Origin of the sequence: Ensifer sp. M14, assembly GCF_003355565.1 — a bacterium.
Lineage (GTDB): Bacteria > Pseudomonadota > Alphaproteobacteria > Rhizobiales > Rhizobiaceae > Ensifer.
Window position 1 is genome coordinate 405,522 of sequence record NZ_QJNR01000007.1, and the last position, 13,463, is coordinate 418,984.

General features: G+C 59.7%; 13 protein-coding genes and 1 pseudogene. 5 read left to right on the top strand and 9 right to left on the bottom strand.

The window, feature by feature from the left end; genetic code table 11:
- The 4 genes from BLJAPNOD_RS23585 to BLJAPNOD_RS23600 all read right to left on the bottom strand — a co-directional run.
- Positions 1 to 1,702 (bottom strand): IS66 family transposase (locus BLJAPNOD_RS23585; RefSeq protein WP_115421670.1); only part of this gene is annotated, 1,702 nt, incomplete at its 3' end.
- 45 nt (positions 1,703 to 1,747) lie between these two features.
- On the bottom strand, positions 1,748 to 2,086 hold the full coding sequence (tnpB, locus tag BLJAPNOD_RS23590) for an IS66 family insertion sequence element accessory protein TnpB (RefSeq protein ID WP_080579326.1): 339 nt from the start codon (positions 2,084 to 2,086) through the stop codon (positions 1,748 to 1,750).
- A gap of 11 nt (positions 2,087 to 2,097) precedes the next feature.
- Positions 2,098 to 2,502 carry a transposase gene (locus BLJAPNOD_RS23595; RefSeq protein WP_115421671.1) on the bottom strand — a complete coding sequence of 135 codons (405 nt, stop codon included), beginning with the start codon at positions 2,500 to 2,502 and terminating at the stop codon, positions 2,098 to 2,100.
- 196 nt (positions 2,503 to 2,698) lie between these two features.
- Entirely contained in the window at positions 2,699 to 3,115 is a 417-nt protein-coding gene (locus tag BLJAPNOD_RS23600; RefSeq protein WP_147294577.1) for a hypothetical protein, read from the bottom strand.
- A gap of 354 nt (positions 3,116 to 3,469) precedes the next feature.
- On the opposite strand from BLJAPNOD_RS23600, the gene BLJAPNOD_RS23605 reads away from it, so the two are divergent.
- Positions 3,470 to 3,712 carry a hypothetical protein gene (locus BLJAPNOD_RS23605; protein WP_115421673.1) on the top strand — a complete coding sequence of 81 codons (243 nt, stop codon included), beginning with the start codon at positions 3,470 to 3,472 and terminating at the stop codon, positions 3,710 to 3,712.
- On the opposite strand, the pseudogene BLJAPNOD_RS36105 reads toward BLJAPNOD_RS23605, so the two are convergent.
- The 4 genes and pseudogenes from BLJAPNOD_RS36105 to BLJAPNOD_RS23635 form a co-directional block, all read right to left on the bottom strand.
- Positions 3,709 to 4,435: pseudogene (locus BLJAPNOD_RS36105) on the bottom strand (IS1595 family transposase). The gene BLJAPNOD_RS23605 and the pseudogene BLJAPNOD_RS36105 overlap by 4 nt on opposite strands.
- Positions 4,436 to 5,223: 788 nt before the next feature.
- Complete coding sequence (locus tag BLJAPNOD_RS23625; protein WP_115421677.1) at positions 5,224 to 5,535, bottom strand: hypothetical protein; 312 nt, start codon at positions 5,533 to 5,535, stop codon at positions 5,224 to 5,226.
- Positions 5,536 to 5,736: 201 nt separating this feature from the next.
- Positions 5,737 to 6,444 carry a hypothetical protein gene (locus BLJAPNOD_RS23630; protein WP_115421678.1) on the bottom strand — a complete coding sequence of 236 codons (708 nt, stop codon included), beginning with the start codon at positions 6,442 to 6,444 and terminating at the stop codon, positions 5,737 to 5,739.
- A gap of 277 nt (positions 6,445 to 6,721) precedes the next feature.
- Complete coding sequence (locus BLJAPNOD_RS23635) at positions 6,722 to 7,390, bottom strand: NUDIX hydrolase (RefSeq protein WP_115421679.1); 669 nt, start codon at positions 7,388 to 7,390, stop codon at positions 6,722 to 6,724.
- Positions 7,391 to 8,117: 727 nt separating this feature from the next.
- On the opposite strand from BLJAPNOD_RS23635, the gene BLJAPNOD_RS23645 reads away from it, so the two are divergent.
- Positions 8,118 to 9,149, top strand: a complete 1,032-nt coding sequence (locus BLJAPNOD_RS23645; protein WP_077501874.1) for a proline racemase family protein — start codon at positions 8,118 to 8,120, stop codon at positions 9,147 to 9,149.
- Positions 9,150 to 9,163: 14 nt separating this feature from the next.
- On the opposite strand, the gene BLJAPNOD_RS23650 is transcribed toward BLJAPNOD_RS23645, so the two are convergent.
- A complete protein-coding gene (locus tag BLJAPNOD_RS23650; RefSeq protein ID WP_077501872.1) occupies positions 9,164 to 9,781 on the bottom strand; it encodes a cupin domain-containing protein in 618 nt (205 codons plus the stop codon).
- A gap of 230 nt (positions 9,782 to 10,011) precedes the next feature.
- On the opposite strand from BLJAPNOD_RS23650, the gene BLJAPNOD_RS23655 reads away from it, so the two are divergent.
- The 3 genes from BLJAPNOD_RS23655 (at position 10,012) to BLJAPNOD_RS23665 (ending at position 13,462) form a co-directional block, all read left to right on the top strand.
- Positions 10,012 to 11,589 (top strand): ABC transporter substrate-binding protein, encoded by a 1,578-nt coding sequence (locus BLJAPNOD_RS23655; protein WP_115421681.1) that lies wholly within the window; start codon positions 10,012 to 10,014, stop codon positions 11,587 to 11,589.
- A 65-nt stretch (positions 11,590 to 11,654) separates the two neighbouring features.
- Positions 11,655 to 12,596: an ABC transporter permease gene (locus tag BLJAPNOD_RS23660; RefSeq protein ID WP_077501868.1), complete on the top strand. Its 942-nt coding sequence runs from the start codon at positions 11,655 to 11,657 to the stop codon at positions 12,594 to 12,596.
- On the top strand, positions 12,593 to 13,462 hold the full coding sequence (locus BLJAPNOD_RS23665; protein WP_077501866.1) for an ABC transporter permease: 870 nt from the start codon (positions 12,593 to 12,595) through the stop codon (positions 13,460 to 13,462). The genes BLJAPNOD_RS23660 and BLJAPNOD_RS23665 overlap by 4 nt, the downstream gene beginning before the upstream one ends.
- Position 13,463 lies beyond the last annotated feature (1 nt).

Genomic DNA, 13,463 nt, shown 5'->3' on the forward strand with positions numbered 1-13,463 from the left:
AACTCATTCTGGCACATTGCGATGCCGTGGGGAGCCGTCCACCCCAACAAGGCAGCAGTTCGTGCAGGCGGGAGACGGGAAGATCGGCGATGCGAGCGAACACATCGGCGAGCCACGCTTTTGGGTCGACGTCGTTGAGACGGCAAGTCGTGATCACGGAGAGCATGATGGCGGCTCGATCGGCCCCACGCTGGGAACCGGCGAAGGTCCAGTTGCGGCGCCCGAGCGCAATTCCTCTCAGCGCGCGCTCGGCGGCATTGTTCGTGAGACAAATCCGGCCATCTTCCAGGAAACGGGCAAACCCATCCCAGCGCTTCAGCATGTAATCGATCGGCTCGATCACCTCGGACGATTTGCTGAGCGTGGCGCGCTCCCGTTTCAGCCACTCGTGCATGTCATCGAACAGCGGCTTGCTCTTTTCCTGCCGCGCGGCCAGTCGTTCTTCGGCGCTCAATCCATTGATCTGGCGCTCGATCTCGAACAGCGCGTCGTAGCGTTGGACGGCCTCCAATGCGATCGGCGAGATCGGCTTTCCTTTGCGTTTGCGGTTACGGGCACTTTTCTGGATGTCGGCCAGTTCAAAGAATTTGCGCCGCGCGTGCGCATGACAAAAGGCGAAGGTGATCGGTACCGCTTTCTTTTCGGCGACACTGAGCGGCTCGAAGCCATTGTAACAATCACTCTGCAGAATACCGCCATACTCGGCCAGGTGCTTCTGCGGGTGCTCGCCGCGGCGGTCGCTCGACGCATAGTATATGGCCGCCGGCGCTGCCGCGCCGCCGTAGGGTCGATCATCGCACACGTACGTCCATATTCGCCCGGTCGTGCATTTGTCTTTGGCCTGGATGGGAATGGTGGTGTCGTCGCCAAAAAGGCGCTCGGCCGCGAAGACATGCGCCTCGATCAGATCAAAGATCGGCAGGAGCGCGGCTGTGCCATACCCGACCTGGTCGGCCAGCGTCGAGGTCGAAAGCTCGATGCCCTCACATTTGAACCGGGTGCTCTGGCGGTTGAGGGGGCTATGCATACCAAACTTGTCAAAGAGGATCGTCGCCAGCAGATGAGGACCGATGAAGCCGCGTGGCGTGGCATGGAACGGCGCCGGCGGCTGGCTGATCGCCTCGCAGTCTCGGCAGGTAAATTTCTCCCGCACCGTCTCGATCACTTTGAACCGGCGCGGAACCTCCTCGAGCGTCTCAGTGACGTCCTCGCCCAGTTTCGACAGGCGCGACCCGCCGCAGCATGCACAGGTGACTGGGGGATCGATCACCACGCGCTCACGCTCGATATCCTCCGGCCACGGCTTTCGGACCGGCCGTTTGCGCGTGAACGACCGCACGCTCGAGGTCTTGGCGGCAGCCGCCTGCGCTGCGGCTTCATCTTCCGTCGCCGCCATCACCAGTTCTTCGAGCTGCAATTCCATCTGGTCGATCAGGCGCGCCGTGCGCTCGGATCGCCGGCCGCGCAGTTCCCGCTTCAGCTTTTCGATCGCCAGTTCCAGACTGGCAATCAAGGCCTCACTGTCCGACAGCATGGCCTGCGCATTGGCGGCTTGCGCCACTGCCATGTCCCGCTCGGCGACGACGGTATCGCGCTCGGCGACAACGACGTCGCGTTCAGCCTGTAACATCTCGCGCTCGGAAAGCAGCGCCAGATAGGCGTTCGCAAGGTCCGCAGGAAGATCCACAGGCTTCGAAGTCATGAAGCCATCCGATCAGATTCACTCAATATTTTCAATGCAATAATGCTATCCGACCCGTGTCGGACGCCAGGTTTCCTGCGGATTGCGCCAGTCGATCCCGGACAACAAATAAGATAATTGCGCCGGTGAGATCGCTACCGCGCCGCCCTCCATATTCGGCCAGATAAACCGGCCCTTCTCCAGGCGCCGCGTAAAAAGGCAGGCGCCCAGACCATCATGCCAGATGATCTTCAATATATCCGATCTGCGCCCCCTGAAGACGAAGAGATGCCCTGACAACGGATCATGCTTCAGCACCTCCTGCACCCGAAGCGCCAGGGAGGGAAAGCCACAGCGCATGTCCGTATACCCCGTCGAAAGCCAGACCTTGACCCCTGTTCCCATCGGAAACGGATTCACCGCAGCGCCTCCAGTCCGCGCAGGATCCGGAGCAGCGCTTCAACGTCGACATCGCGGTCCACAATCACACGGCGACCATTCGCGCTGACAACCTCCATCCGGCTGGCGTTCGGCAATGACCCTGCTGCTGGCTCTACCTCTGGCACAAGTAGCGCCGGGACAAAGCCACCGACAGGAGACCCAACATCCAGTTGCCACACTCGTGCGAGCCGGCGCCATTCATATAACTGAGAACGCGATATTCCATGTCGCCGCGCCGTCGTCGCACACAAGCCAGGTTCCGAATAGCTCTCGGCGACAATCTGGAGCTTCATCTCTTTGCTAAATCGACGACGCCGACCCGTGTCGACAATCTCAACTCGATCCATAGCCGCACTGTCCTTTTTGACGTCAACAGTCATACGTAGCGCACTTCAGAAGATCGAAGACAAATTGCGACCTGGCAATGGTGAATATGCAGCCTTGAACGCTGAACCGATTCAGGGATTTCCTCGGAAGGATGTAGGATACGAGAACGAAGCGGTGGATTACGTGGAAGGGTTCGTGATCGTCCAAATGCTAAGCGAAAGTCCTGAATTCCTGATCTTCTCCACTGGCTCAAAGCCGAAGTTCGAATTCGTTGCGGACGCGGCGACCCTCGAGAATGCGAGATACCTCGCCCAGAAGCTTTTGGATGGGTTCGGTCTCTAGAACGTCCCCGGCTTTTTTGAATTGCCGCGCGGCGCTGAGTTTTTCCTCGCTGAAACAATTGCGTCCAATGAGTGAGGCGACAATCGGATCGGCAATTTCCAGCAGCGCGCCATGGCCATATGTGCGTTCGAGGTCCTCAGCGAGCTCGAGATATGCCGTCAGCTTGCTCAAGGCTTCCTTGCTGGCGGCCTCCGCATGGTCGAGATCGAAGTCTCGATCAAGCATTTTCCTTGCCATGCCGACATCCCCCTTTGTCGCGGCCGCCAATACCGCCGACATATGATCACCAACGCATACGACTCTATGCAAACCCTGCGTTCCCATGACCGCCTCCTTATTGTTTACTAAGGCTAGCGGGAATTTCCACCGGCTGAAATGAGCGGCATTAGGTAGCAAAAACCACCAGACCTGAAATGGCATCCCGACTACCTTGGTTTCCGGTGAAAACGGAGCCTCGAATGAGTGTAGCGTACGAGTTGAAGCAGAAGCGAGCCGCCTTGATTGACAGGCTGCAGCAGCTTGAAAGGGAGCGGGTAGACATTCAGGAACTGATGAGAGCGCTGGACCGCGTCATCCTGAGCTACGAGCCCGACTATCAGGGATCGGCGCTGACGGGACCTGAACAGGGTAACCGCTCCCGAAAGGCCAAGCCGTCGTCGTCCGAGGTGAAAGCGGCCAATGAACGGCGTAAACAAGCGCCAAGCCGTCTTGGAGGTCCTGCGCGAGGCAGGGGAACCGATTTCGGTGACCGACTGCGCAGCGAAGTTTGCAGCCAAGATCGGCATCGCGAGCGAGCCAGCCAATCTCTCAGACATCGCACACCGCCTGTCGGCGGTCCTTACCCAACTGACGACTGCGGGACGCGTTCGGCAGTCCGGCCAGTTCGACGGTCGTAAGGTTCTGTGGGAGGTCGCCGCTTAGCCTACCCAGATCAGGTCGGGCGGCTTGTTGCCCTGCCAGTATCCGCACAGATAGCGTGACGTCGGGCGAGACAGTGCCTTGCCAAGCACCTGGAACGTATGGCTGCGATTGCTCACCTGGCGGCAATCCTCGCGCCAAGCGAGCTCGGCCACGTACCAGTCGAAGTACTTCAACGAAAACCGATGGTGGATGCCGACATAGGCCCGTTGGACCCGCGAGAAGAAACTCTCGACCTGATTGGTGTTCGTGCCATCGTCGGTCTGATAGGCCTTTGAGTGGTTGACGCGCTCCAGCTTGTTCAGGCCAGCCAGGTCGTTATAACTGCCATGCTCGTCCGCAAAGACCGTTGTCTCCCGCAACACGGACAGCCGCCCAGGCTGCATTGCTGTCTTCATCTCGGATGATCCGAGTAAACGTCTGGCCTCCCAGCCCGCGCTGGCGGATCGCAAGGGCGCACAGACGCTTCATGTTTTGGTATTTCTTCAGGCGGCGGTCGATGCGATCCTCGGCCTTGTTTTCAGGACGGATGTGGCCGCCAGCGTACTTGCCGTCAATCTCGAACTCGCCATCGAGCCTCATCTCCTCCCTGCGCCATGTGATCGCTTCACGCAGCTTCATGAGGAGGACCCAGGCCGTCTTGTATTGGACCCCGATCTCGCGCGAGAGCTGGAGCGCCGCCTTGCCTTTCACCGAGTTCGACGAGAACCAGATGGCAATGAGCATCTTCTTGAAGCTCAGCTTGCGTGCATGGAAGACGGTGCCTGAGGTGACGCTGAATACGGCCTTGCTTCTCGGTGCACTTGAAGCGGTTGCGACTCATCGTGTGGCACCGCAATGTTCCGCACTTCGGGCAATAAGGCTCGCCCTCAGTCTCATGCCAACGCAGGCGCTTAAACCAGTTGTAGGCGGTCGTGTCCCGCATCTTGGCGAGATCGAGCACCGTCAGCGTTCGGCACTCTGGCGAGAGTAGGAAATGCTGGCCCTTGGGTGTGTCTTCGGGTTTCGCCACGGCTGAACCCCTCCGCGATCCGGAGGAAGTTCGGGCGTATTTCCAAGCCCCCGCCCAAGACGCTGACAGCCAACACCGCAGCGTGGCGGTGATGGGCAATGGCGATGGTAGCGATGGCGTTGAGGGTCATGTTCAGGCTCCAGAAGTCGACGGCAGACGTAGCGGATCACCATCTCAGCCAAAGCCGTTGAGCCGAGCGTCGTCAACGTATGGCATGATGGGGAGTTCTTTCAAATCGTTGAGCTCCCCTACACGCAAGAAGCTCCGGATGACCAAGATCTCTTCGAGAAGTTGGAGTACGACGGAAGCAATGTCCCGGATTCCTATGGTCCTGTTACCGGGCTCAGGTGCCCACCGGGAATCTTTGCAATTGCGGCATGCCGAGGCCGGAGGTTTCTTTTTATCCTAGTGGGCGGCCCCGGGTTCTTAAAGAGATGCAACCGTGACGAGGTCGCAAATGTGGTCGCCGATGCGGAGGCCCACATCCAGGCGGAAAGAAACATTATTCAGCCGGCCTTCTCAAAGCCGCCTGGTACCTGAGATATTCTCGAGAGTTCACTTGCCGGAGTTTTAGCGTCAACGGATGGTCCGATTTCAGTAGGCTCCATTTGCCGTGCTTTCTCTCATATTCAAAACCCGCAGCAATACGGGCTTTGAGCGCAAGGTAGGCCGCTTTCAGCTCGTCATTTCCTTCTTCAAGTATCAACTTTTCGTATAGCTCGATGTGAACCGCCAACTGCGGATACGCGCCGCGCTCTTCATCGGCCCGCATAGAGTCGAGCACGAAATCGAGGCTGAAAGTGCCTTCGTTCATGAGAGTACTCCTGTATTCGTTCTTACTAGCTTTGCTCGAACCCGCCGGCTACAAGCACACCACCTCGCCACCTGTGGTTACGGTTGACCCGGTACCGAATCGCCCCCAGCGAATTTCGTGGTGTCGTGCTGAGTCATTCTCTGTGGCTACGCGGTCTTGCTGTCTCCGGCCTTTTACGTCGGCGCTCCCGGACCTGAGGACTTAATGCCGTGGGCCGAGAGGCGCTGCCGCTGCGAGATGAACTTCCTTCTCAATGTCTATCGGCATTCCGACGTTCGCTGAATAAGCCAAACTCAGTTCAACCCGCTGGAGGATCGCTTCCATTAGATCGTCGTCACAGACAAGAGGATCTCCGAAAAGCGTTTGCGAGCCAGCGCGAAAGGATTGAGTGGCTGACGCAAATCCAATGGCAATCGTAGTTTGGATGCGAAGCAGCTCCCCAGCGTCAAGCTCGTCAATCTTCAGGCCATCGCAGCCACAGACCATGATGTACCGATATCCCGGTACGCCTTGTTGCCTGGAGTGCATGAAGTATACGCCGTCAACAAAGTGAGCGTTGTCAGCAGTGTAAATTTCGGCCTCTTTTCCGAAGTGTACATAAAATGACTCAGGAATGCGGAGGGGAGGGAGCTCGGAAGTCGATATGTCAGTGGCGCCGGCTAGCGGGGCCAGGATCGCCGACATATCGACGATCTGCCGCCCATGGTCGAACCATGCCTTTCGCGCCTGGATCAGAAGACTATAGTCATGCAGGCGCGCGTTGAACTCGAGCGACTGCACCCCCTCGTATCCGGTCGCCGCAACTTCATTATCAGCGGATCGGTCCTGTGATGGCGAGACGCGGTGCGTTAGGGCCTGCGCAATGCGCTGGAAGCGGTATGGGTGATAGTGGTCGTGCGTGTTCGTCATCTTCTGCGTGTCTCCTCAACACACGGATGATGAAGTTGGCCATTGCAAGTGACAAGGTCGCGTTTTTCCCTCGTCATGTTCCACGGCTTTCTGGCGATTTATTCAGATCATGGCTTCGCAAGCGAGGTCTTGAGATACAGTAATTCGAATTTTGAATTGTTAGCGTACATGGGAGAAGCGTTGCGTCGCTCAAAGTCCGGGCGCGCCTTATTCCCTCACGAAATCAATCGAGTGCGAGGATCACCCGTTGATGCCTGTCACCGGGCTGGGAGGTGTTTCATATTTTGGTGTTGATCGTGCTCGCGCCCGGCCGAATTCGGAAATGTTCGGTCCTCTTGGTGGCACCAGGTGCGCTTTTAAAACCGGTCGAAGAAAGCAAGTCGTTTTCGATGACCTTCCTCCGAAAATTCTGGCCGAACGAGTAGGTTGAAGTCACCGTTGAATACACCCGGTTCAACTGCGAGATCGTGAATTCCTCGTCCAACAAGTAGGCTGGCAGGATCGACCATGCTCCCTTGCTGCGAAGGCGCGAGACGGCGACGTCGATTATTCGGTTGTGATCGAATGGCAGTACCGGAACGTCGTCCACGGACACCAACACTAGGCCATCTGCACCTGGCTGGGAGGCGGCCAGTTTGGGGTGGGAAACCAGCGCTATGTACGCCACGCTGATGGACGGCCATCGTGGCTCACGCCTGTTGGTATCCCGGCCGGAAAACGTGAATAGTTGCTCGAAGTACACGTCGTTGAGGCCAGTGTTGGCGAGTAGCGTACGCTCAACGACTGTTTCCAGGTCGATGTCTGCGTCGCCGTCTAAAAGTCTGCCTAAGAGAGCAAGGGCGCCGGTTTCTCCCTCTAGCGGTGCCAGCGCCACATGCAGCCGCTCGTCCTTTAGGGTCAGGAGGACGGTGTCCACACTCACTTTCACTTCGCCGGGAGCCGTCATCAGTTCAATTCCAAATAGGTTGGGGAGGGGGCATTCCTACGAGCAGCCAACCTGATGCTGGCATGGCATGTGTCTGGTCAGGGGGTGCTCGGGTCTGCAAAGGAGACGCTCGAAACAGTTGCTGGAACCGTGAAAGGAGTTAGGCCTCAATTTCTAAGGAAGCGTGAATATTGCACCTGACGTCTGGTGTTCGTCTGAGGGCAGCACGCTAGTCGCGGAAATGACGCCGAGCTTCATTGCAGAAGGCCTTGGTCGATCTTCAGATTGGTCGGTGCGTGGCCTTCGGCATTGGATCTACTCAATGACTGGTTACTCCAGCCGACAGCCTCGAACTCGTTATGGCCGCCGGATAGGTCGATCGGAAATGCTCCCGGTGCCCTCGGCATGTCAATCCGGTCGGCATTTCGGCTCGTAATCGCGGGTTCGACAAAAACCCAACGATTGCGGCTGTTTGGGCGCCGGTTTGCCCGTTGGGCCATTTGAGCGTTCGCTTTGCAGCAGAAAAGTTTGCCGTGCGGCAGAGTTTGTTGCTTTCAGCAGGCCGGGGCCAATGCAAAAATTTCGTATATTTCACATTGTATATTGGATCCAATCTTTCTAAGACTGTTGGCGCGTCGGCTGTGGCGGCCCTCGGTCGCCGCGAGAGAGCCTTCTCCCGCGTGTCGATGTACAGATATTAAGGCAGAGCATGTGGATGCGGTCCGCATGCATCGCGTGGAGGCGAAAAATGCGCAGCAGCAAGGTCATTCATATTGTTTCCTGCCATGCGGAAGGTGAAGTCGGCGATGTCATCGTCGGCGGCGTGGCGCCACCGCCGGGCAAGACGCTCTGGGAGCAGCGACGCTTCATCGCCGAGGATCAGACGCTGCGCAATTTCGTGCTCAACGAACCGCGCGGTGGCGTCTTCCGCCACATCAACCTGCTGGTGCCGCCGAAGGATCCGCGCGCGACGATGGGCTTCATCATCATGGAGCCGGAAGATACGCCGCCGATGTCGGGTTCCAACTCGATCTGCGTCTCGACCGTGCTGCTCGACAGCGGCATCGTGCCGATGCAGGAGCCGGAGACGAGAATGGTGCTGGAGGCGCCCGGTGGATTGGTCGATGTCGTTGCAACCTGCCGCAATGGCAAGGCGGAGCGCATCACGGTCACCAATGTGCCGTCCTTTGCCGGCAAGCTCGACGCCAAGCTCGAAGTGGAAGGGCTCGGTACGCTGACCGTCGATACAGCCTATGGCGGCGACAGCTTCGTCATCACCGACGCGCGCACGCTCGGCTTTTCGGTGACGCCGGACGAGGCGCGTGAACTGGCCGAAACCGGCATCAAGATCACCCGTGCGGCCAATGAACAGCTCGGCTTCACGCATCCGGAAAACCCGGAATGGGCGCATATCTCGTTCTGTCAGTTGACGCTGCCGGTCGAGGAACGCGACGGCGTCCTGCACGGTCGCAACACGGTGGTGATCCAGCCCGCCAAGCTCGACCGATCGCCGACAGGCACGGGTTGCTCGGCGCGCATGGCCGTGCTGCACGCCCGAGGGCAGATGAAGGTGGGGCAGCGTTTCGTCGGCCACTCGATCATCGATTCGACCTTCGATTGCCGCATCGTCGCAGAGGCGACCGTCGGCGGACGTCCGGCGATCATTCCCGAGATTTCCGGCCGGGCCTGGGTCACGGGTACGCATCAGGTGATGCTCGATCCTGCCGATCCGTGGCCGGCGGGTTACCGCCTGGCCGACACCTGGCCGCGTAAGCAATAGGCTCCGGCTGGTTGCTATTCCGCAATGATGCGCGTGGTGCCGACCCAGAGTTCACGGGCCGGCCCCGCGCCGATGTTGCGGGCGCGGTGCGGTAGCGACGAGGGGAAGTGCAAGGTGTCGCCAGCCTTCAGCATATATTCCTTGCCGTCGATCTCGTAGAGCATTTCGCCTTCGATCAGATAGAGGAAATCCTCGCCCTCGTGGCTGGTGAGTTCCGAGGCGTAGCCGACCGGCATATGGGTGATGCAGCCATTGAGCTGGGCGCCGGGAAAGCCACGTTCGAGCAGCTCATAGACACGCTCCTTGGTCTCGACATTGTACCCGCGGCGTTCGCCGGCATGCGACACCATGGAATGGGCGTGCTGCGGCGGTTGCGACAGGAAGGTATCGACGCTGGTGCCGAGCGCGTTGGCGACGTTGTAGAGCGAGATCAATGAAGGGGTCGAAATGCCTCTTTCGATCTGGCTGATGAAGCCTTCGGTCAGCCCGGCTTCGCGCGCGACCTGCTTCATCGTCTTGCCGATCGCCTTGCGCCGAGCGCGCAGCATCTGGCCGATCGTGGTGGCCGCAGGCATGTCGCTGAGGGGGGCGCCGGCGTCTGCCGCTGGCGCCTCATCGGTATCGAGAGGCATGATTTTCTTTCCGCTTGACTCGCGTCTGTCGTTGTACTTTAGTCCAGCTAAAGTCGGTTATGCAAGCGGATCAACCCCGTCGCTGACCGCCTTAAAAAGGGGAACAACAACAATGCATGCGTAGTAATCCGGACGCAAAGGAAAACGTTCGGAAAAATTGGATCCAATATCCAATTGATGCAGGGCGTCGCGCCGGCGTTGACCGGTCGATCAAACAGGAGGAGTGAGAGATGAAACGTTTGTTGCCGATCTTAATGGGTGCAGCCCTTGGGCTGGCCGCGGCCACGTCGGCGCTCGCCATCGAGCGTGGCGGCGCGATGACCTTTGCGCGCTATGACGATTCCACCGTCATTGATCCGGTCTATGCCGATCGCAATCCGGATCTCTGGATGGTGACGGGCCTCTACGAAACGCTGCTGCGCAACGGCCCTGACGGTTCGATCTTGCCGGGGCTGGCCGAAGGCTATGATGTTGCGGCCGACGGGCTTTCGATCAAGCTCAAGCTGCGCGACGGCCTGAAATTCTCCGACGGCTCGGCGCTGACCGGTGCCGACGTGGTGTTCTCTCTCGACCGGGCCCGCAATCCCGAGCTTGGCCCCTGGGCCGGCCTGCTTGGTGCCGTCGACAAGGCTTCCGCCGACGGCAACCAGGTGACGCTGACGCTCAAGAACCCGGATCCGACTATCGTCTCGATCCTCGCGACCTTCAATACCGGCATCATGCCCAAGGCAGCCTTCGAGAAGGCGGCCGGCGCCAACGACCCGGAAAAGGCGCGCGCCTTCTTCGAGGCGGGCCCGGTGACATCAGGTCCATTCACGATGAAGAGCCGCGTGCAGGGCTCCAGCATGACCTTCGAGCGCAATCCGAATTACTGGCGCCCCGGCACGGATGGGAAGCCGCTGCCCTATCTCGACCAGGTCGATTTCGTCATCATTCCAGACGACGCCACCCGCATCCTCAAGCTTCAGGCCGGCGAAGTCGATGCGGCCGAGTTCATTCCCTTTGCGCGCGTCGGCGAGCTTGGCGCCGATCCTGCGCTGAAGATGGAACTCTTTCCATCGACCCGCATCGTCTACGCGCCAATCAATACGCGCGAGACCCTCAAGGACGGCTCCAAGAACCCGCTTGCCGACGTCAAAGTGCGACAGGCGCTGAACTACGCGACCGACAAGAACATACTGATCAAGCTCGTCACGTTCGATACCGGCAAGCCGATGACCTCGCTGATGTCGGCGGCAACCCAGCTTCATTACGGCCCCGAGCCGCTCTATCCCTACAATCCGGAAAAGGCCAAGCAGCTGCTCGACGAGGCGGGCCTTGGCGGCGGTTTCGAGGTGAAGTTCACGACGCTTGCCGGCAGCGCCGATGACGCGACCCTGTTCACGGCCCTGCAGCAGATGTGGTCGCCGCTCGGCGTCAACCTCAAGGTCGAACAGGTCGACAATCCGACGCGCGGCGAGAAGAACCGCTCTGGCGACTTCGACATCCACACCTATGGCTGGGCGAACGACGTCAACGACCCGGCGCAGGTCACCGGCTGGCTCGGCTACTACAAGCAGCGCCAGGCCGTCGGCACCGGCTGGAACAACGCGGAATTCAACACGCTGTTCGAAGCGTCCAATGTCGAAGTCGATCCGGCCAAGCGCAAGGATGAATACAAGAAGATGCAGGAGATCTATGCCGCGGACGCGCCGCTGCTCTTCCTGTTCGAAACGCCCTTTGCCGTCGCTGTCTCGAAGTCGATCGAGGGCTATGTGCAGACGCCGCTCGGTGCGAACGATTTCGCCGAGGCCTGGCGGGCAAAGTGACGACAGCCTGATTTCCCGATGCCGGGCGGCAAGCGCTGCCCGGCATCGCTCACAAGGTTCAATCCATGCCCTCGTTATCCTATCTTCTGGCGCGGTTGCTGCAGATCATTCCGACCTTTCTTCTGGTCATGATCTTCATCTTCCTGCTTGTCCGTCTGCTGCCGGGCGACCCCGCGATCGCCATGGCCGAAGCCAAGGCCACGGACGCGCAGCTTGAGCAGATCCGCCACAATCTCGGTCTCGATCAGCCGCTGCCGATCCAGTTCCTCGTCTTTGTGAAGAATACGCTGACCGGCGATCTCGGACGCTCGATCATGCTGAAGGCTCCGGTCACCGAGATCATCCTCGCGCGGCTGCCGACCACGATCTTCCTGGCGCTCTATTCCGTGCTGCTGGCGATCTGTCTTGCCGGTCCGCTGGCCTTCCTTGCCGCCTCGCGGGTCAATCGTCCCGTTGATGTCGCAATCCGCAGCGTCTTCCAGGTCGGCCTGTCCATGCCGGTCTTCTATATCGGTCTGGTGCTATTGACGGTGCTTGCGGCGCAGCTGCGGTGGTTTCCAGTTGGCGGCTACGGCACGGGCTTTCTCGACAACCTTCACCACCTGATCCTGCCGGCGCTCAGCGTCGCGCTCTACACGTCGGCCATCATCCTGCGCAATCTCAGGGCTTCTCTGATCGAGGTTCTCGACGCCGACTACGTGCAGTTTGCCCGCGCCAAGGGCCTTTCGCGACGCATCGTCATGACGCGGCACGTGCTGCGCAACGCGCTGGTCTCGACCGTGACGCTGCTTGGTCTTTCCATCGGCAACCTGATGAGCGGAACGCTGGTCACCGAGACCGTCTTTGCGGTGCCGGGCGTCGGCCGGCTGATGCTGGAGGCCATCTTCGCGCGGGATTACCCGCTGATCCAGGGGTTGACGCTCACCTTCGCTGTCATCGTTTCCGTCGTCTTCCTGCTGACGGACATCGTGCAATCCTGGCTTGACCCGAGGCTTCGTCAATCATGAGCATGGTCGTGCAATCTCCCATCCGCAAGGCGGGTCGTCTGCGCGCCTTCCTTGGCCGGGCCTTCTCGCGGCCGTCGTTCATTATCGGCTTCGCCATCCTCGCCCTGTCTATTGCGCTGGCCTTGTTCCCTGGGGTGCTCGCGCCCTACGATCCGCTCGCATTCGACCTGAGCGCGATCCAGCAGGGGCCGAGCCTTGCCCACCCGTTCGGTACCGACAATTTCGGCCGTGACGTGCTCTCGCGTGTTATCTGGGCCTATCGCGTCGACATGCAGATGGCGTTCTTCGCTACCATCTTCGCATTGCTGATCGGCGTTACGGTCGGCGCTTTCGTCGGCTATTACGGCGGTATCGCCGACACCATCTTCGGTCGCTGCGTCGATGCGATCATCACCTTTCCGTTCCTCGTCCTGGTCATCGCCATTGTCGCCGTTCTCGGGCCTGGCCTCGTCAACATGTATGTGGCGATCACGGCGGTGAACTGGGTCTATTACGCCCGTCTGACGCGGGCCGAGATCATGGCGCAAAAGGCCAATGATTACGCTGCGGCCGGCCGAGTGCTTGGCTATTCCGACCGGCGCATCATCTTCCGGCATCTGCTCCCCAACGCGATCTCGCCGATCATCGTCTACTGGATGACCGACATGGCGCTCGCCATCCTTCTCGGCTCGTCGCTCGGCTATCTCGGGCTGGGTGCGCAGCCGCCGGCCGCCGAATGGGGCGTGCTGATCGCAGAAGGCCGCAACTTTCTGCTGACGGCGTGGTGGATGAGCCTGATGCCGGGCATTGCCATCGTGCTCACCGGCCTTGGCTTCAGCCTCGTCGGCGACGCGCTCGCCGACCTGCTCCGACCGAAAGGGCGCTGAC

What these genes read in the sequence shown, in the direction of transcription:
- BLJAPNOD_RS23630 (WP_115421678.1), bottom strand. Translation starts at nt 6,444, where the DNA reads ATGACGAACACGCACGACCACTATCACCCATACCGCTTCCAGCGCATT.
- BLJAPNOD_RS23650 (WP_077501872.1), bottom strand. Translation starts at nt 9,781, where the DNA reads ATGCCTCTCGATACCGATGAGGCGCCAGCGGCAGACGCCGGCGCCCCC.
- BLJAPNOD_RS23595 (WP_115421671.1), bottom strand. Translation starts at nt 2,502, where the DNA reads ATGACTGTTGACGTCAAAAAGGACAGTGCGGCTATGGATCGAGTTGAG.
- BLJAPNOD_RS23605 (WP_115421673.1), top strand. Translation starts at nt 3,470, where the DNA reads ATGAACGGCGTAAACAAGCGCCAAGCCGTCTTGGAGGTCCTGCGCGAG.
- BLJAPNOD_RS23645 (WP_077501874.1), top strand. Translation starts at nt 8,118, where the DNA reads ATGCGCAGCAGCAAGGTCATTCATATTGTTTCCTGCCATGCGGAAGGT.
- BLJAPNOD_RS23665 (WP_077501866.1), top strand. Translation starts at nt 12,593, where the DNA reads ATGAGCATGGTCGTGCAATCTCCCATCCGCAAGGCGGGTCGTCTGCGC.
- tnpB (WP_080579326.1), bottom strand. Translation starts at nt 2,086, where the DNA reads ATGGGAACAGGGGTCAAGGTCTGGCTTTCGACGGGGTATACGGACATG.
- BLJAPNOD_RS23635 (WP_115421679.1), bottom strand. Translation starts at nt 7,390, where the DNA reads ATGACGGCTCCCGGCGAAGTGAAAGTGAGTGTGGACACCGTCCTCCTG.
- BLJAPNOD_RS23660 (WP_077501868.1), top strand. Translation starts at nt 11,655, where the DNA reads ATGCCCTCGTTATCCTATCTTCTGGCGCGGTTGCTGCAGATCATTCCG.
- BLJAPNOD_RS23655 (WP_115421681.1), top strand. Translation starts at nt 10,012, where the DNA reads ATGAAACGTTTGTTGCCGATCTTAATGGGTGCAGCCCTTGGGCTGGCC.
- BLJAPNOD_RS23625 (WP_115421677.1), bottom strand. Translation starts at nt 5,535, where the DNA reads ATGAACGAAGGCACTTTCAGCCTCGATTTCGTGCTCGACTCTATGCGG.
- BLJAPNOD_RS23600 (WP_147294577.1), bottom strand. Translation starts at nt 3,115, where the DNA reads ATGGGAACGCAGGGTTTGCATAGAGTCGTATGCGTTGGTGATCATATG.